General features: G+C 60.7%; 11 protein-coding genes. 8 read left to right on the forward strand and 3 right to left on the reverse strand.

What is annotated here, in order from left to right:
- Window positions 1–231 precede the first annotated feature (231 nt).
- From rnr to L991_RS10665, 5 genes are all read left to right on the forward strand, one after another.
- A complete protein-coding gene (gene rnr, locus L991_RS10645; protein WP_047395204.1) occupies window positions 232–2910 on the forward strand; it encodes a ribonuclease R in 2679 nt (892 codons plus the stop codon).
- 202 nt (window positions 2911–3112) lie between these two features.
- Window positions 3113–3472 carry a hypothetical protein gene (locus tag L991_RS10650; RefSeq protein ID WP_028450870.1) on the forward strand — a complete coding sequence of 120 codons (360 nt, stop codon included), beginning with the start codon at window positions 3113–3115 and terminating at the stop codon, window positions 3470–3472.
- A gap of 13 nt (window positions 3473–3485) precedes the next feature.
- Window positions 3486–4208 (forward strand): SIMPL domain-containing protein, encoded by a 723-nt coding sequence (locus L991_RS10655; protein ID WP_047395185.1) that lies wholly within the window; start codon window positions 3486–3488, stop codon window positions 4206–4208.
- Window positions 4209–4210: 2 nt separating this feature from the next.
- Window positions 4211–4675, forward strand: coding sequence for a hypothetical protein (locus L991_RS10660; protein ID WP_047395187.1), 465 nt, complete (start codon window positions 4211–4213; stop codon window positions 4673–4675).
- 131 nt (window positions 4676–4806) lie between these two features.
- Window positions 4807–6024 carry a hypothetical protein gene (locus tag L991_RS10665; protein WP_156129051.1) on the forward strand — a complete coding sequence of 406 codons (1218 nt, stop codon included), beginning with the start codon at window positions 4807–4809 and terminating at the stop codon, window positions 6022–6024.
- A gap of 42 nt (window positions 6025–6066) precedes the next feature.
- Here the strand turns inward: L991_RS10665 and L991_RS10670 are convergent, their stop codons facing one another.
- Window positions 6067–6453 carry a hypothetical protein gene (locus L991_RS10670; protein WP_047395192.1) on the reverse strand — a complete coding sequence of 129 codons (387 nt, stop codon included), beginning with the start codon at window positions 6451–6453 and terminating at the stop codon, window positions 6067–6069.
- Window positions 6450–8180 carry a DUF2813 domain-containing protein gene (locus L991_RS10675; protein WP_047395194.1) on the reverse strand — a complete coding sequence of 577 codons (1731 nt, stop codon included), beginning with the start codon at window positions 8178–8180 and terminating at the stop codon, window positions 6450–6452. The genes L991_RS10670 and L991_RS10675 overlap by 4 nt, the downstream gene beginning before the upstream one ends.
- Window positions 8181–8327: 147 nt before the next feature.
- Here L991_RS10675 and recC point away from each other — a divergent pair, with 147 nt between their 5' ends.
- From recC to recD, 3 genes are read left to right on the forward strand one after another with little or no spacing between them, the layout of a single operon-like run.
- Complete coding sequence (gene recC, locus L991_RS10680) at window positions 8328–11735, forward strand: exodeoxyribonuclease V subunit gamma (RefSeq protein ID WP_052190818.1); 3408 nt, start codon at window positions 8328–8330, stop codon at window positions 11733–11735.
- Window positions 11732–15694 carry an exodeoxyribonuclease V subunit beta gene (gene recB, locus L991_RS10685; RefSeq protein ID WP_047395197.1) on the forward strand — a complete coding sequence of 1321 codons (3963 nt, stop codon included), beginning with the start codon at window positions 11732–11734 and terminating at the stop codon, window positions 15692–15694. Before recC ends, recB begins: the two co-directional genes overlap by 4 nt.
- Entirely contained in the window at window positions 15687–17618 is a 1932-nt protein-coding gene (gene recD, locus L991_RS10690; protein ID WP_081986636.1) for an exodeoxyribonuclease V subunit alpha, read from the forward strand. Before recB ends, recD begins: the two co-directional genes overlap by 8 nt.
- A 3-nt stretch (window positions 17619–17621) precedes the next feature.
- Here the strand turns inward: recD and L991_RS10695 are convergent, their stop codons facing one another.
- Window positions 17622–18041 (reverse strand): VOC family protein, encoded by a 420-nt coding sequence (locus tag L991_RS10695; RefSeq protein WP_047395202.1) that lies wholly within the window; start codon window positions 18039–18041, stop codon window positions 17622–17624.
- Window positions 18042–18211 lie beyond the last annotated feature (170 nt).

Here is an 18211-nt window from a genome sequence, read left to right on the forward strand (position 1 = left end):
AGAAGACTCGAACTTCCACACCCTTGCGGGCGCTAGGACCTGAACCTAGTGCGTCTACCAATTCCGCCACCTGGGCGCTTCAATCAGCAGCTTCGTTAACGTTTGTTTTCGTTGCTGCAGCAGAGAGGGGCGTATAATATGAAGCCCACGACAACCTGTCAATCACTTTTTGAGAAAAAAATTCGCCTAATGGATAGTAAAAAACCGAGTAAAAGCAAAACCCATCCAAAAATGAATGGCTTACGAGCCAGCGATCCTTTTTTGGCGCGAGAAAAAACGCGCTATGAATTTCCCCTTCCTTCCCGTGAATTCCTGCTGCAATTATTAACCGAGCGCGGAGCGCCGATGTACGCCGATGAATTGGCGGCCCAGCTGGGGATTCTGGAAGACGAACAATACGCATTCGAACGCCGTTTGCAGGCCATGGCCCGCGAGGGGCAACTATTAGTAAACCGCAAGGGTGCTTTGTGCCTGCCAGAAAAACTCGACCTGATTGCCGGTAAGGTGCAGGGCCATCCGGATGGCTTTGGTTTCCTGCTGCGCGATGATGGCGGCGATGATCTGTTTCTGGGCCCGAAAGAAATGGACAAAGTGCTGCACGGTGATCGTGTGCTGGTGCGCCCGATTGGCGTCGATCGGCGCGGCCGCCCTGAAGGCAGTATTGCCGAAGTACTCGAACACGTGAATCAGCGGCTGGTGGGCCGGCTGCATAATGAGCGCGGTGTGTTTTTTGTTACCGCTGAAGACAAGCGCATTAGCCGCGATATTTTGCTGGAAGCCAAAAACACCGGTGGCGCCCAAGCTGGGCAAGTGGTGATGGTCGATTTGCTAACCCAGCCATCGCGCTATTCGCAGCCGGTGGGCAAAGTAGTGGAAGTGCTGGGCAATTATGACGACCCGGGCATGGAAATTGAAATCGCGCTGCGCAAACACAATTTGCCGCACGTGTTCTCGCCCGAAGCCGAAGTGCAAGCGGCCAAAACGCCGCTGAAAGTGAAAAAGAAAGACTGGAAACCCGAGCAAGGCGTAGAGCGCGTGGATTTGCGTGAGCTACCGCTGGTGACCATCGATGGTGAAACCGCCAAAGACTTTGATGATGCGGTGTTTGCCGAGAAAAAAGGCAAAGGCTGGCGGCTGGTGGTGGCGATTGCCGATGTAAGCCATTATGTGCGTCCGGGCGATGCACTGGATCTCACCGCGATCGAGCGCGGTAATTCGGTGTATTTCCCCCGTCGGGTGATCCCGATGCTGCCCGAAGCCTTGTCCAACGGCATCTGCTCGCTGAACCCGGATGTTGAGCGGCTGTGTATGGTCTGCGATATGCGGGTGAGCGCCACCGGTGAAATCAAGAAATACGAGTTTTATCCGGCCGTGATGTTGTCCAAGGCGCGCCTCACCTATACCCGGGTATGGGATATGCTGGAAAACCCCAAAGGGGAAGACGCGCGGGCCAATACCCACCTGTTGCCGCATCTGAAAACCCTGTATTCGCTGTTTAAAGTGTTTCAGGCGGCGCGCCAGGTACGTGGCGCCATTGATTTTGAAACCCAGGAAACCGAAATGCGGTTTGATGAGCTGGGCAAAATCAAAGCCATCGTGCCGGTGGTGCGCAACGATGCGCACAAACTGATCGAAGAATGCATGTTGGCCGCTAATGTCTGCGCGGCCGATTATTTGCTGAAAAACGAACATCCGTGCCTGTATCGCGTGCACGAAGGCCCAACGCCAGAAAAACTGCGCAATCTGCGCGAATATCTGCGCACGATGGGCCTAAGCCTCGGCGGCGGTGATGAGCCAGGGGCGCAGGATTATGCGCAAGTGCTCAATGCGATTAAAGAGCGCGAAGACGCGCCTTTATTGCAGACCATGTTGCTACGCAGCTTGCAGCAGGCGGTGTATTCGCCGGATAACGCTGGCCACTTTGGCTTGAGCTACGAAGCCTATACGCACTTCACGTCGCCAATTCGCCGTTACCCCGATTTGCTGGTGCATCGCGCCATCAAAGCGATTTTGGCGAAAAAGAAATACAAACCGGCTAGCAAGTGGGAGCAGCTGGGCGCGCAATGCTCGATGACCGAGCGCCGCGCCGATGAAGCCAGCCGCGATGTCCAAAACTGGCTGAAGTGCTATTACATGCAAGACAAGATCGGTGCCGAATTTATGGGCTCGGTGTCGGCAGTGACCAGCTTTGGCATGTTTGTTTTGCTCGATGAGCTGTATGTCGAAGGGCTGGTGCATGTGTCTGAGCTGGGGGTGGATTATTTCCACTTTGATGAGCAGCGCAAAGAGCTGAAAGGCGAGCGCAGCGGCCAGCTATTCCGGATGACCGATCGGGTGAAAGTGCGCGTGGTGCGGGTTGATCTGGAAACCAGCAAAATTGATTTTGCGCTGGTCGATGATGAAGGCCGCTTGGTCGGTAGTGGCGGCAATAAAGCCGGCAAAACGGCTAAAGTTGGCGCTAGCTCGGGCAAAACCGCGCCCAAGGCTGCGGGCTCAGCCGCCGTTGGCAGTAAATCGGGAGCCAAGGCCAGCGGCCGTCGCCGTGCCGAGGCAAGCTCGGTTGAAGTAGCCCCCGCCGAAGTAGCGCCGCTTGAATCTACTCGCCGCACCAAAAAAGCGGCGGCCCCTAGTGCCGCCCGCACGCGGGCCTCGGTTACCGAAAGCCGTCTGAGCGGCGTGAGCGCCAAGCCGTTTTTTGATGATGCCGAAGCAGCCGCTTGGCAAGCTGATGAGCCGCCAGCGCGTAATCCCTACGCGCCTCGGAGTGGGCGTGGCCGCAGCAGCGCCGCTGCACCTGCCACACCCGCTGCGAAGCGCAAAAAGCCGGGCACGGCGACCCAGCGTCGCCGCGCCGCTGCCGAGCAGGCCGCGCAGGGTGTACCTGCCGCGCCTAAACGTCGCCGTCGCTAGGCCGCAGCAGGCAAGAGAAAGGGGGGGCGCACTGCTGAGCGGTGGCGCCCCATTCAGCCGGCAAGCAACGTGAAAATTCAGCGTTGGTTCAGCCGGACTAATGTGCAATAGTTCAAGACATTAGCCAATTGGCCTGGGCCGGCGGTTTGAGATTTACCGCATAGCCCCGACCTGTTGGTCATGCTCTTTTTTAGGAAATACCATGTTTATCGTTGATCGTTCGGCGGCCATTATCCGCCCCAAACAAGCGTTTTTAGATTGGCTCAATGCTTTGCCCGGCAATGATGTGGTGCTCACGCTGGAAGAAATCCGTTCTGACTGTACGGTGATTCTGGTGCCGGAAGCGGAAGAGCCGGAAGACGCCATCGCCTTTATTGATGACATTGCCGATCAGCTGTTTGCGCAAGAGCTGGCCAGCTGGGTGCAGGACGAAAGCCTGTGGCCGGCCAAGCGCAATCTGAAGCTGTTTTGGGATTGGTTCGATGTGGAAATCCACTTGGGCGTGATGGATGCGGTGGCCGAAGAAATTCACAATACGCCGACCGATCACAACTACCACTAAAAGGATACCCTGTATGCGTATGTCGCTGATTGCAAGTTCAATCGCAGTATTGCTGGCAATACCCCTGGTGGTGAATGCCGCCGATGAGCCACGCTTTAATGTGGTGAATCTGGAAGCTTCGGCCAGTCAGCAAGTGAGCAATGATCTGGCCCACGCGGTGCTGTTTGTGGAACTCAGCGACAATGATCCGAGCAAGCTGGCGGATAAAATCAACCAGACCATCCTCGCCGCGCAAAAAACGCTCAAGCAATATCCAAGCGTGCAATCGGCGGGAACCGGCTATAGCAGCTATCCGCTGTATAACAGCAAAAACCAGCCGCAAGGCTGGCGCAGCCGCGGTGAGCTGCGGATCAATTCCAAAGACTTTACCGCGCTATCCCAGCTGATTGCTGCGCTGCAAAAACCGCAAAGCACCGGTATAGCGCTGCAACTGGCGGATATCCGCTACGAAGTGTCTGAGCAAAGCCGCAAGCAGGTGGAAGACCAGCTGATTGGCGAGGGCTTAAAGGCATTTCGCGAGCGGGCGAGCCTGATTCAGCGCGGGATGAGTGGCAGTGGCTGGAAAGCGATCAATCTGAATGTTCAGACGCAAACCAATAGCCCGCCACCACGGCCGATGTACCGCATGGCGCCTGCGATGATGGAAGCCGCCGCGGCCCCAGCGCCGGCCCCGGTTGATGCAGGTGAAAGCCGGCTGTTTGTGACGGTGAACGGCAGCATTCAGATCGGCGACTAAACATGTTGCCGCTGCCTTTGCAGATTAACCCCGTATCCCGCTGGGAGCGGGGTTTTTTATGTCTGCAATTTGGCTTGGCCTTGCTGGCGGTGGGCTTGCTTGTGCCGCAGCACTGGGCTTTTGCCTTGCTCGGCTTGCCGGTAGTGGGCGCTTGGCGCTGGTATTGGCGCCGCCCTTGGCAGGTGGATGCAGTAGTCGAAGTACGCGCCTCAGCTGACGGATTATTTGAGATCAACTATCGCGACGGGCGGCAAGTGGTGTGGGCGCTACAACAGCATTGGAGCGCTGGTGGGATATTGCTGCTGGTGTGGCAGCCTGAAAAACGCTGGCAGCGCACCGCTACTTTAATCATCTGGCCCGATAGCGCGGCACCGATGGCCTTGCGCGAATGGCGAATTTACTTGCGTTGGCAGCATGCTGTGGCGGCTTTGCCGCAGTTGCCGCTCGACCAGGATAGCAAGACTTGAATTTGGCTTTTTTTGCGCTAGAAGTAGTTTTTTTATGTTTAAGATCAAGTAGATATTTTTAATTTCATATTTGTGCTGCTCTGCATCACTGACTAGGCTGTTTAGGAAGATGACAGCCATAGGAGGGGGCGATGCGCACATGGACAATGTTGGCCTGCGGAATGGGCCTAGCTTCTACTTTATCCGTTGCAGGTGTATTTGATATTACAGCGACGATTCATGGTAAATCGAGTTCAATCAGCCTCGATTCGGCGGATGATTCGATCAATATTCTAGAAACACCATCGATCCGCTCGTTTTTTGCCGGTTATCAGGGGACGGAAGTGGTGTCGGCCGAGATTAATTTTCGCGGCGTGCCGATCAAGATGGCCTACCCAACTGCCAATAGCACCAAGCTGGTGCTGGAAGTGCCTAGCATTAATCTCAATCAGAGCTTTATCGGCGCGACGCGGGATGAAAGCGAAAAAATGATGGGCGACTTCATCAAAAAGAACCCGCAATTTCTCGAAGCCTTTTTAAAAACCAGCGTCAAACTCTCGCCAGTTGATCCGGTTGCCGGCAATCCCAATAGCTTGATGAGCCGGGCGGTAACACAAGATAGTCAGGCCATGTGGCTGGGCTCGGGCGCGCGCAGTGGGGGCACTGGCAGCAGCAATACCTTTGGCCTGGGCGTAGTGTACGGGCATTTTGTTAGTGATGCGGTGGGGGCAGCCAAAAGCATGAGTAGTGATGGATTTACCCTGCCGCTGACTTACTCGCGGCAATTTGATGAGGCCAATCATGAGCTCTTGGTGAATATCCCCTTGGGCTACACCACGGTGGATGGCTCGACAGCCTATGATGCCAGCCTGAGTGCCGTGTACCGCTATCCGGTGCAGCCCAACTGGGTGGTGGCGGTGTCCGGTGGGGCACGGATCACCGGCTCTAAAGATCTGGCCGGTGGTGGTTGGATGACTTCGCTGGGTTTAAGCTCGAATTACACTTGGCAAGGCGAGGGCTGGTCGCTCTCGCTAGGCAATATGGTGGGCTACTACAAAGTGATGCGGGTGAAGTACGACAACACCACTATCAGCCCTGATGTGGCCAATACCGTGTTTCGCAATGGCCTGTTGTTCTCGTGGGATACGCCCTGGTCCTTGCTGGATACGCCGCTCACCATCGAAGCGTTTGTGATTGATACTCGCTACACCGGTACCGAGCTCTTTAGTAATTATCAGGATGAAATCGGCATTACCTTTGGCACCAAGCGCAGCCTCAGTGCACGCGAAGCCGATTTGCGCGCGGGCTTTAGCTACATCACTGGCGAGCATTTGAATGGCTTTAAAGCCAACTTTGGGGCCTGGTTTTAATCGCGCTAAGCCGCAGCACACCGCCGCCACTGCGGCGGTTTTTTATTGCCCCACCGTGCCTCCATATTGCCGCGCGAGTTCAGCAAAAATGGGCAGGCTAAGGCAGACCCAGCCAAATAATGTGAGCCACAGCCATACGTGGCGGCGTTGCCAGCTCCACAACAGCGCCAAGCTCGCTAAGGCAGAAGCTGCCAGTGGGATGAGCTGCAGCAATAGCGAAGCCAATGTAAACCAGCCGGGTAGGCCGGGCATCATATGCCCGACCCCGATTACAAACAGCAAGAAAAAATGCACCAGATAGCTCATACCCAGCCCCAGCAGGGTGAGGAGCCATTGCCAGTGGCTGGCCAGTACTGCTTGGCGTTGCCAGTGTGAACGCGGCGGGGCTGTTGGGCTGTGGTCCTGATTAATGGATTGGCTCAGCTTCACACTTCGCTTTCGGGTAGGCTGCTGGCCAGCGCCTGCAGGGTGCTAAACATCGTTTGTAATTGCGGCGGAATGCTCTCGCGCCCTTTGAGCTCGGCAGCTTCAGCGATTTCCAGCGCCATGCCGGGTTTACTGTGATAGCGCAGCGCTCGGCTAATGATGTCTTCGTCACTCATGGGTTGCTGTGACTGTAGCGCGAGGGCGGCCGCGTGTTGCGGCGACATGGGCTCACGTAGCGGCTGGCCCGCGGCGCGGTAAATGTCGGCAAAGCCGTGCTCCCAGAAAAAATGCTCGATATCACGGCTGGGCAAGAGGGTGATGTGCTGGCTTTCCTCACGGCCGCGCAAGAGCTTTTGCGCCCGCTGCCAGTATTTCAGCCCCGCATCGTCACCATCACAGAGCACATGCCAGTGTATGCCCAGCTGATCGGCAAACTTGATCAGTGGCGCCAGCCCCGCTTGGGCAAATTCCACGCAGCGGATGCCCTCCAGCGGGAAATTCACCCCGCAAATGCGGGCTAATTCGGGGATTAGCCAGAATTCGGTTTCGCCCTCCACTAGTAGCCACACGCGGGCAAACATGCTGCTGCTGCGATTGCTACGAATATGAAACGCCACTTTGCGCGCATCGGCCATCGACAGCGCGGCCTCCCCCAGCTGATACACATGCACCGAATGGGCTTTGCGCACTAGCCGCCTGAGTGCTTGCTGCGGAAAGCTGGCCAGCAAGTCGCCATGATTGGTGGTGATGATTTTTTGCAGCGGCAGCTGCTCGATCAGCCCCCATAGCAAACCCAGCTGAATCGGGTGTAAATGCGTTTCCGGGTCTTCCATCACCATAATGGGCTGCGCTTCGTGGCTGAGGGCATCTTCGCCACGCGCATGCAGCAGCGCACCGATCAGCATCAGCAGCGCCATGCGGCGCAGATTCGAGCCCGAGCGCTGGGCGATTTCCAGCAGATTATCTTCATCGCGAAAATTGAGAGGGGCGTTGGCAATTTGCTCGGCCAGGCGCTGATTGGGGTTGCTCTCGCGCGCGAGCAGATTGGTGTTTTCGCTCAGCAGCTGCTGCATGGCGGCCAGCCCCTGGCGTAATTCCTGCGGATGCAGCTGATGCGGTAGCGTCAGTATCCGCTCGAAGACTTGCCGCACCGCGTCGCTCGCCGGGAGGGTGAGCTGGCTGTCTTGCGGCCGGCTGGCCAGCCGCGGGTGTTCCAGCCAGTCGGTGAGCTGCATATCGCGAAAGCGCAACACCGGATGCAGGCGGATCAGGGTATCGGCCAGCTGATCGGTCGCGGGGTGCTCGATTTCGCTGCCGTCGGGGTGAATAAAACTACGCCGCGCGCGGATTTCATGATGGCCAAAGCGCTCGGCGCTAAAGCGCAGCGCCAACATCGGCTCATGGGCATCTTCACTGCCATCTTCGGGGTTGCGCCAGCTATGCCAGCACAGTGGCGCAAATTCATCCCCGGGGGTATTGCCCTGAAAGTACAGTGTGATATTGAGTCGCCGGGCAATACTGGCCCGGGTATTGTGCACACGGTGAAAGTCTTCGTGGCTAAACAGGGTCTCCACCGGTTGTGGCGTGGTCAGACAGCGGCACAGCGCCACAATCAGGCTGGTTTTGCCCCAGTTGTTTTCGCCAAAGAGTGCGGTGGCGGCTGCATCCAGATGCAGATCAATCTGGCTAATGCCGCGAAAATTGGTCACTTGCAGTCGGGTCAGTTGCATGATGTGCACAGGCCAACAAGATGGCTCAGTCTAACAAATCTACCCGTGCTTGCGCAGCTTGCGACACCGAGATGGCGCTGCTGTTGTCAGAATGAAGTCAGCCCCGATTCTGGGCTAAAATAGCCGGCTGAACGGCAAGGAAACCCCATGACTGCGCGTCTCAATCTGTTTCAGTCCAACCGGCTGGAAAACCTGTTTGAACTTATGCTGGCCCTGATCGAGGTGCCGCTGACGGATCCGCTGGCCAATGAAAAAATCATCGTCTCCAGCAAGGGGATGGAGCGCTGGCTGCGCTTTGCGCTGGCGCGGCGCACCGGCATTTGCGCCGGGGTGGATTTTGCCTTGCCGGCCGGTTTTGTCTGGCAACTTTTGCAGCAGGCCTTGCCGGGGCTACCGAAAGATTCTCCCTATGGCTCGGCGGCGCTGGCCTGGCGGCTGTTCGAGATTTTGCCTCGCTCGGCGGCGCGCGCGCAAAGCCCGATCGTGGCGGCCTATTTGCAGGAAGGCGATGAGCGCCGGCGCATGGCACTGGCCGGCAAACTGGCCGATGTGTTTGATCAGTATCTGGTGTTTCGCCGCGACTGGATCGCCGAGTGGGAAGCCGGCCGGCTGGTGGGTAACTTGGGGGCCGATGAAGCCTGGCAGGCCGCCTTGTGGCGCGAAGCGCATCAGGCCATCCAGCAGGGCTCGCTGGCGCAGGCCGGCTTGGGCGCGCCAGTGCCGCACCGGGCCGAGATGTTTGTGCAGCTGTTTGCCCGCTGGGCGCACGAGGCGCCGCAACATTTACCCGAACGGCTCACCGTGTTTGGTCTGGCGAGCATGCCGCCCGCTTATATCGATGTGCTGGGCGCGCTGGCCGAGCATATCGATGTGAATCTATTTTTGCTTAACCCTTGTCGCGAAGACTGGGGCGCGATTGTGAGCCCGCAAGCGCAGGCGCGGCAGCAATTGGCCCGGCCGCAAGAAAGCCTCTATCTGGATGTTGGCCATCCGCTGCTGGCCAGTATGGGCAAGGCCGGGCGTGATTTTTATCGCGCAGTGACCGAGGCTTTTCCGTGGACCATGGGCGGCGATGGGCCGCTGTTTCTTGATCCGGCGGCGGATCTTGCCAGCCCAAGTCTGCTGCAGCAATTGCAATCCGATATTCTCAATCTGCGGCAGCGCGGCGATGCGCCGGGCGCTGTGAGCCGCTATGTGGTGCCGGCGCAAGATCGCTCGCTGAGTTTTCATAGCTGCCACAGCCCGATGCGCGAAGTGGAAGTACTGCACGATCAGATTTGCCACTGGCTCGCGGCCGATCCAACGCTGCTGGCGGCCGATATTGCCGTGCTGCTGCCTGATCTGGGGCCGTATGCGCCGCTGATCGAGGCGGTGTTTGGTGGCGCGGCGGCGGCGGGTGCGCCGGCGCTGCCATTTAATATTGCTGATCTGACAACCGCGCAAGAATGCCCGGCGATCGCCGTGTTTTTGCAGCTCTTTAATCTGCCGGCCAGCCGCTGCACCGCCGATGAAGTCTTTGGCCTCTTGGAAAACCCGCAGCTGGCGGCGCGTTTTGGCATTAGCGCGGATGAACTGGCGACGCTGCAACACTGGATTAGTAGCGCCGGCATCCGCTGGGGGCTGGATGCCGCCCACCGTGCCGAAGTGCTGGCCGCGGCCCCGGGGCTGGCGGAGCTGGGGGCGGCCAATACCTGGCAAGCCGGGCTCGATAGCCTGATTTTGGGCGCAGCACTGCCGCAAGCGCAGGCGGGCGAGGCCTTGCCGCTGTGGCAAGGGCTGGCGCCGTGGGATGATCTGGAAGGCTCGCAAGTGGTCTTGCTGGCCAAGCTGCAGGCGGTGATCAGCGCGCTGGCGAGCTGGCGGCAGCGGCTGCAGCCGGCGCGCACCTTGGCCGAGTGGAGCACGGAGGCACTGCAACTACTGGAGGCGTTTTTCCTTTTCGACCCGTATCAGGATGCCGAGCGCCTGCTCTTGCAAGCCATTCGCAGCACGCTGGCGGCGCTGGCGGAAGAGGCCGCCTTGGCCGAGCTCAATACCAGCGTCTCGCGGCTGGTGGTACTCGATTGGCTGACTCATCGCTTTGATACCAGCAGCCGGGGCTCGGGCTTTGTGTCGCGTGGGGTGACTTTTTGCACCATGGTGCCGATGCGCGGGCTGCCGTTCCGGCGCATTGCCGTGCTGGGGCTGAATGAAAGCGATTTTCCGCGCAATCCGCCTCAGGCCGGCTTTGATTTGATCGCGCAAAACCCGCGGCTGGGCGATCGTTCGCGCCGGCTGGATGACCGCTATCTGTTCTTAGAAATCCTGCTCGCGGCGCGCGACGGTTTGTATTTATCGTGGGTGGGGCGCGGGGTGCGTGATAACGAGGCTTATCCGCCATCGGTGCTGGTGGCCGATGTGCTGGATGTCGTCCGCCAAGGCTTTGCCGCCAGTAGCGATGACGATGGTAGCGCCTTGCTTGCGCAGATTTATACGGAGTATCCGCTGCAAGTCTTTAGCCCACAAAGCTTTCAGCCCGATACCCCGGTGCAGTCGTTTAATCCGCTGTGGGGTGATGCCGCGCGGCGCCTGCTGCAAGGCCCGAGCGAGCTGGCGACGGGCACAGGTGATGCCGTCGTGGCGCCCGTACTGGCCGGTACCGAAGAAATCCCGCCGCTACCCACCTTAACGCTGGGCCTGTTGGCTGAATGCCTGAGCAAGCCCGCCACCTTTTTCCTGCGCTACCGCGCGCAGCTGAATCTGGATGAAGCTGCCGGCGCGCTGCCGGAAGACGAGCCATTTGATCTACGCGATTTTGCCGACCGGCTGGTGCGCGAGCGCACCTTGCAATATGGCCCGGCAGCGGCCGACCTGTTGGCCGCGCAAGGGCAGGTGCCGCTGGGCACGCCCGGGCGCTTGTTGCTAGCGCGCGAAATCGAAGCCGCCGATGCTTTGCGCCAGGCGCTACCGAGCTATCGCGGCGAGGCGGCCGAACAGGTGCTGAGTGAATGGCTGGCGCTCAGCCACGCGGGCCAGAGCTACCCGCTGGCCGTCACGTTGGATCGGCTGTATCCGGCCGGGCAGCTGATTGAGCGCAGCAAGGTTTTTCCGCGCGAGGTATTGCGCTTTTGGTTGCGCCATTTGGCCTATTGCGCGCTGGGCGGTACGGCGCCAACACGGGTATTGGCGCCGGAGGAAGTCTGGTGTTTTGCGCCGCTGAGTGCCGTAGCGGCGCTGAGTGAGCTCAATATCGTGCTGGCCTTTGTGCTGGCGCATTGGCAGCGCCCGCAAGCCTGGTTTAGCAAAACTGCGCTGCAATGGCAGGCGGCCGAGCCGGAGCAGCGTTGGGATGTCCTGAGCAAAAGCTGGTACGACAGCTTTGATAAGCTGGGTGAATACGCCGACCCGGCTATTCAATTGCTGTGGCCGGAAGATCCGCTGGCCGAGGAGAGCCCATGGCGGGATGAATTTGCCGACTGGAGCGAGCGATTGTTGGCGCCGCTTTTCGCCCACCTGAGCCGCAGTAGCTTGCGCGCCGATCTGGCCCGCCAGGCCGCTACGCCGGAGGCACTATGAAGCCGAACGAGCCTATCCACACGCAGCCGGATTTATTCGGGCCGGATTTATCCAGTAACGCCAACCCCACCGAGACTACCGCCATGCCTGAGCTGAGCGCCGCCGCGACTGCTGCTACTGCCGCTGAAGCAGAGCCTACCCACGAGTCTGCCGAGCTGCCGCCAGTCCACCAGTCAGCTGCCTTGCAGCTGGCCCCACTGGCCGTGCATACCGTGCCGCTGGGTGGGCGGAATCTGATCGAGGCCTCGGCCGGCACTGGCAAGACTTTTAATATCACCGGCCTGTATGCGCGGCTGGTGCTGGGGGCACATGCCGGCGCAGAGGGGGCTGGCGCCGCACCGCAGTTTGATCTCAGCCGGGCCTTGCTGCCCGAGCAGATCTTAGTGGTGACCTTTACCAAGGCCGCCACCGCCGAGCTGAAAGACCGCATCCGCACTCGGCTGGCGCAGCTGGCGCAAACGCTGCAAGACGAAAGCCCCGTTTTGCTCAATGGCGAGCCCGAGCCATTTTGCGCCACGCTGTGGGCGCAGATTGTGGCGCAGGGCGTGGCGGTGAAACCGCTGCTGGATCAGCTGCGGTTGGCGCTGGCTACGCTTGATCAGGCGGCGATTTCAACCATTCACAGTTTTTGTCAGCGCCTGCTGACCGAGCAAGCGTTTGAGGCCGGCTTTGATTTTGATCGTGAGATGATTAGCGATGAATCAGAGGTATTGGCCCAGATTGCCCGAGATTTCTGGCGTAGCGAGGTATACCCTGCTGATCCCATCTGGGTGAATTATCTGGCGCAAGTGTCGGTAGGGCGCACCAAAGGCCTGGGGGTGGATGCGCTGGCGCGTATGGCCCACCGCTGGGCGGGGCTGGATGAAGCCCGGCTGGATCCATTGCCCGCTTGCCCCGAGCTGGGGCAAGTGGCCGCACGCTGGCAGCAGGCGGTCGCGGCCTGCGCTCAGCTGTGGGCACCGGCGCGGCTGGTGCCGGCGCTAACTATTTTGCACACGCAAGGGCTGCTCAAGAAAAACAAACTGGCTTTTCTGGCCGAAGCCGGCTGGCCTGCGCGCATCGAGGCCTATTTTGCCGCGCCCAATGGGCCGCTGCCGGCCGAGCTGAAAGCCTTGGCGCAGACGGCCTTGACCGATGCGGTGCTGAAAAAACACCAAGACAGCGTGCCGCACGATGCGTTTTTTGCTGCGGTAGAGGCGCTGATCGATACCCGCACGACGCTGGAGCAAGATCTAGCGCTGTATCTGGCGCACTGGTTACTGGGCTTTGGCCGCTATGTGCGTCGCGAGCTGGCGCTGCGCAAGTCCGCGGCGGGGCAAATGTCGTTTGATGACAGCCTGAATCTCTTGGCCAGCGCCTTGCAGGACGAGCGCCGCCGCGCGCATCTGGTGGCCAAGGTGCGGCAGAAATACCGCGCCGCGCTGGTGGATGAATTTCAAGATACCGACCCGACCCAGTTTTGCATTCTGGATACGCTGTTTGGCGCGCCGCAGGCGGCGGATACGTGCGAACAGGTTGGAGCGGGCGGGGAAAGCAGCGCGCCGCCATTCTTCATGGTGGGCGATCCCAAGCAGGCGATTTACGCCTTTCGTGGCGCCGATGTGTATGCCTATCTGCAGGCACGGCAAGCGGCGACGGGTCGCTATTCGATCGATACCAATTTTCGCTCGGATGCCGCGATTATCGCCTTTATCAACCGGCTGTTTGCGCCGGCTGATGCTTTTGTCGAGGCGCAAATTCAGCACCCGGAGATCAAGGCCAAGCACAGCGGGCCATCTAAATTACAGATCGCCGATCAGCGGCAGCCGGTGCATGCCTTTGTGTATCCGGCGCCCAAGGCCGATGCCGCCCGCCAGCTGATTGTGCAGGGGGTAACGCAGGAAATTGTGCAGCTCTTGCAGCGCGCGGCGGCCGGGCAGGCCACCCTGGGCGAGCGGCCGCTAGCGCCGGGGGATATTGCGATTTTGGTCAGCAGCCACCGCGATGCCGAACAGCTGCGTCGCGCCTTGCTGCGCGCCGGTGTGCCCTCGGTGACGCAGGTGCGCGAAAGCGTGTTTGCCGCGCCCGAGGCGCAGGGGCTGCTGGCTTTGCTGCTGGCGATTAATGAGCCGGCCAATCCGGCCTTGCTGCGCCGCGCGCTGGTTAGCCCGGTGGTGGGCCTGAGTGTGGCGCAACTGATTGCGCTGCAAGCGGATGAAGCGGCGTGGCTGGCGCAGATCGAGCAGCTACAAACCCTGCGCGATGAATGGCGCAAAGCCGGGTTTATGGCGATGTTCCGCCGCTGGCTGGTGCACAGCGGCACGCCAGCGCGCTTGCTCGGTTTTGCCGATGGCGAGCGCCGGCTGACTAATTTGCTGCACGTGGCCGAGCTGATTCAGCATGAAGCCCGCGCGCGCCCCAGCCCAGCCTTGTTGCTGGCCTGGCTGGATCGGCAGATTGCCGAGCCGGATGGGCAGGCGGAAAACCAGCAAATGCGGCTGGAAAGCGATGCCGAGCGGGTAAAGATTGTGACCATTCATGCCTCCAAAGGGCTGGAATACCCGGTGGTGATTTGCCCTTTGCTGTGGCGCGGGCCGGGCGAGCTCAGCCGCGATGGCCAGCTCTTGCAATATCACACCGCCAGCGGCGAAGCACGCACCCTCTTGCACGGCAGCCCCGAAGCGCGGCAGGCCGCGGTCGAGCAAGCGCGGCTGGAGGGCTATGCCGAGCAGCTGCGGCTCTTGTATGTGGCGCTGACTCGCGCCAAGCATCGGCTGTATCTGGCCTACCCGAGCTTTACCGAAAAACTGCATTTTGCCTCCAAGCCCGCGCTGAATAATGCGGCGCTGGCGCAGGTGCTGCGGGTTCAGGGCGCCACGCTGCACAGCAAAATCGGCGAGTGGAGCGCCAGCGAGCTGGCCGGCGCGCTGCAGGCTCTGGGGCCGGTGAGTATCAGCGATCTGAGCGAATTGCCGCAGCAGGCCCGCTATCAGCCGCCGGCGGCGCAGCAACCCACGTTGGCGGTGGCGCAGCTGCCGCCGCGCCCGTGGGCAGCGCCGTGGCGGCTGGTGAGTTTCTCGTCGCTGTCGCGCGGAGTGGCGCGGCATGGCAGCAGCGAGCAGGCCGAACACGCCGCAGATCATGATCGTGATGTCTTGCCCACGCTGAGCACCGAGCGGCTGGGGCCGCTGCGCTTTCGCTTTACCCGCGGCGCCGATGCCGGCACCGCGCTGCACGGCATGTTTGAACACTGGGATTTCACCCAGCCCGAGCGGCAGCAATGGTGGCCGGTGATCGCGCAGCAATTGCAGCAAGCCGGCTTGCTGCCATCAGCTGATAGCAGCAGCCCTGCGGATGCGGATGTACCCGAGGAGGGTATGCTCTCCGAGCTTGCAGATTGGCTGGGTGAAGTGCTAGATACCCCAATAGGGGTAGGCGATGGGCCGCGCTTTACGCTGGCCAGCCTGAGCCGGCGACAGCGGCTGAACGAATGGCCATTTTTGCTGTATTGCCCCACGCTGGATTTGCGGCGCTTTTGCGCGGTGCTGGCCGAGCCGCAATATGACGTGCCAGCGGCGTTTATCGCCGCCAGCCAGCGGCTAAAGCCCGAGCAGATCGAGGCGTATTTAAATGGCGTGATCGACTTGGTGGCCGTTCATGCGGGGCGCTATTACATCATCGATTACAAATCCAACCATCTGGGCGCCAGCTGGGATGACTATCAGCCCGCCCGGCTGACCGAGGCGATGGCCGATGCGCATTACTATCTGCAATACCTGCTGTATGCGGTGGCCTGGCATCGCTATTTGCGCCAGCGCTTGGGCGCGGCGTATGACTATCAGCGTGATTTTGGTGGCGTGATGTATTTATTTATTCGGGGTATGCACCCAGAAGCGAAAGAGGCCGGTATTTGGCAGCATAAACCCCCGGTGGGTTTAATTGAGGCGCTGGATGCCGTACTGGGAGCGCAACATGATTAATTCACCACAAACCGAATTGACCGCCCCGGCCGGGTTAGCGCCAGTTGAGCCCGCCGTGGCCGAGCCAGCCCGCACTGCATCGCTTAGCGGCGCGAGCGCTGCCAGCGGCAGTGCCTATGGTCAGGCGCTGGTGGCGCTGCTGCGCAAAACCTGCCCCAGCGCGCCGCCTGATTTACTGGGTTTGGCACTGCAGGCCGCCAGCGCCAGCGAGCGCGGCGATGTCTGCGTCAGCATTCCGCCCGGCAGTGATCTGGCTGCCTGGCGCGCCAGCGGTGCGGTGGGGGCGCCGGGTGAATTTTGCCCGCTGATTGCCGAAGCGGGCCGCCTGTATCTGGCGCGCTATCACGCCTACGAAGCCGAGCTGGCGGCGCGGCTAACCGCGCTGTGTGCGCGCGAACTCGCTCCGCCCGCAGGGCTGGCCGCGCAACTCACCCAGCTCTTTGGCCCGGCTGGCAAAGAGCTGGATTGGCAGCGCGTGGCTGCCACGGCGGCGCAATGCAAGGCACTGATGGTGATCAGCGGCGGGCCGGGCACCGGCAAAACCACCACCTTGGTCAAACTACTGGCGCTGTTTCAAGCCGGCGCGCTGCAAACCGCGGGCACGCCGCTGAATATCCGGCTGGCGGCGCCCACCGGCAAGGCGGCCAACCGTATGCAGGAAGCCATTCGCAATGCCCGCAGCCAGCTGACTGATCAGCTCGCGCCCGAGGTGCTGGCCGCGCTGCCGACCGAAGCCAGCACGCTGCATCGGCTGTTGGGTAGCCGGCCCGATTCGGTGCGCTTTGTGCATCATGCCGGCCACCCGCTGGCGCTGGATGTGCTGGTGGTGGATGAAGCCTCGATGGTCGATCTGGCGCTGATGAGTAAACTGCTGGCCGCCTTGCCCAGCCATGCGCGGCTGGTGCTGTTAGGCGATAAAGACCAGCTCGCCTCGGTGGAGGCGGGCGCGGTGCTGGGTGATTTGTGTAGCGATGTCGGGCTATCCCCCGCGTTTGCCGCGCAGCTCAGTGCGCTCACCGGCCAGCCGGTGCAGCCCGAGTTTTCGCCCAGCCAGCTTGGCGATCATGTGATTACCTTGGTGAAAAGTTATCGCTTTTCCGGCCAGATTGGCCAGCTGGCCCGCGCGATTAATCAGGAACAAATCCGCGTGGTGTTTGAATTATTACAGCCCAACGCCATGAGCCCGGCCGCGCTGCCAGCCAGCCTGAACGCGGATCAGCCGCCAGAGCTCGCTTGGTTGGCGGCCGACCCGGCCAGCAGCGGCTTGCCCGAACTATTAGCCCCGCTGTGGGCGGCGTATCAGCCTTATCTCGCCGCCGTGGCCGACTATGCCAGCACGCAGACCACCGCCGCCTTGGCCGGCGCGGGTTTGCCCAGCGCGGCGCCGGTGTTTGCCGCCTTTGACGCCTTTCGGGTCTTAAGCCCGCTGCGCCGTGGCGCGGCCAGTGTCGAGCAGGTAAATGCCTTGCTGGAGCAGCAGCTTGCCCGCCGTGGCCACAAGCTGCCCGAGCAGCAATGGTATGCCGGCCGGCCCGTGCTGATCCCGCAAAATCTGTACGAGCTGGGCTTATTTAATGGCGATATTGGCCTCACGCTGCCCGATGCCAGCGGCAAGCTGTGGGTGCATTTTTTGCAGGCCGATGGCAGCACCCGCTGCGTGTCACCGGCGCGGCTGGCCAATGTGGAAACTGCCTTTGCCATGACGGTGCACAAATCGCAGGGCTCGGAATTTGCCCATGTGCTCTTGCTGCTGCCCGCCGGCGAAGCGGGCGCTGGGCAGCTCTTAAGCCGCGAGCTGGTCTACACCGCCATCACCCGCGCCAAAACCCGCGTGACGCTGTGGGGCGACGAGCGCAGCGTGCGCCAGGCGGTGGCGCGCAAAGTGGAGCGCCAGTCGGGGCTGGCGCAGCGCTTATTGCGCTAAGCGTTACACTACGAGGTGGTCATCGGCATCAAAGACCCAGCCCGCCTCGTAGCACACCTCAAAGAGATGACCATCCAGATCGCGAAAATAGCCTGCCACTCCCCAGTCCGTGGTGGTGGCAGGCTTCACAATCTCGGCCCCGCACGCGGCCGCCGCCGCGAGCACGGTGCTGACTTCGGCGGCCGAATGCGCAATATAAACGAGGGCAAAGCCGGCAAATCCGGTGTGGCTTTGCACCGGTGCTAGGCAATCTTTAGCCAGCTCTGCCCGATCGAGCAAACCCAACACCACGCCACCCAGATCAATTTTCACAAAGCCCGCATGGCTCGTCGGCGCCTTGGGCCAGCCCAGCGCTGCGTAAAATGCACTGGCGCGCGCCAGATCATTTACACCGAGCAAAATCAGGTTGAGGCGAGGGCGCATGGTGGTTCCGTGGGGTGAAAGTAGAGCGATTGTTGATGTGGGAGCGATGGAGCGTCAAGGTGGATTGTATTCCCTGCAGGAGCAGGTTGAGCATGGCCTGCTACGCAGGCGGTAAACCGGCGGTTTCGCCCGCCGGACGAGCAAGGGGCAGTCTTGCCTTGCCCCTTGCA

This window comes from Chitinibacter sp. ZOR0017, assembly GCF_000799095.1.
Taxonomy (GTDB): domain Bacteria; phylum Pseudomonadota; class Gammaproteobacteria; order Burkholderiales; family Chitinibacteraceae; genus Chitinibacter; species Chitinibacter tainanensis.

Coding starts and splice junctions, on each gene's coding strand:
- L991_RS10665 (WP_156129051.1), top strand. CDS start 4,807: ATGCGCACATGGACAATGTTGGCCTGCGGAATGGGCCTAGCTTCTACT.
- L991_RS10655 (WP_047395185.1), top strand. CDS start 3,486: ATGCGTATGTCGCTGATTGCAAGTTCAATCGCAGTATTGCTGGCAATA.
- L991_RS10650 (WP_028450870.1), top strand. CDS start 3,113: ATGTTTATCGTTGATCGTTCGGCGGCCATTATCCGCCCCAAACAAGCG.
- L991_RS10675 (WP_047395194.1), bottom strand. CDS start 8,180: ATGCAACTGACCCGACTGCAAGTGACCAATTTTCGCGGCATTAGCCAG.
- L991_RS10695 (WP_047395202.1), bottom strand. CDS start 18,041: ATGCGCCCTCGCCTCAACCTGATTTTGCTCGGTGTAAATGATCTGGCG.
- recD (WP_081986636.1), top strand. CDS start 15,687: ATGATTAATTCACCACAAACCGAATTGACCGCCCCGGCCGGGTTAGCG.
- L991_RS10660 (WP_047395187.1), top strand. CDS start 4,211: ATGTTGCCGCTGCCTTTGCAGATTAACCCCGTATCCCGCTGGGAGCGG.
- recC (WP_052190818.1), top strand. CDS start 8,328: ATGACTGCGCGTCTCAATCTGTTTCAGTCCAACCGGCTGGAAAACCTG.
- recB (WP_047395197.1), top strand. CDS start 11,732: ATGAAGCCGAACGAGCCTATCCACACGCAGCCGGATTTATTCGGGCCG.
- rnr (WP_047395204.1), top strand. CDS start 232: ATGAATGGCTTACGAGCCAGCGATCCTTTTTTGGCGCGAGAAAAAACG.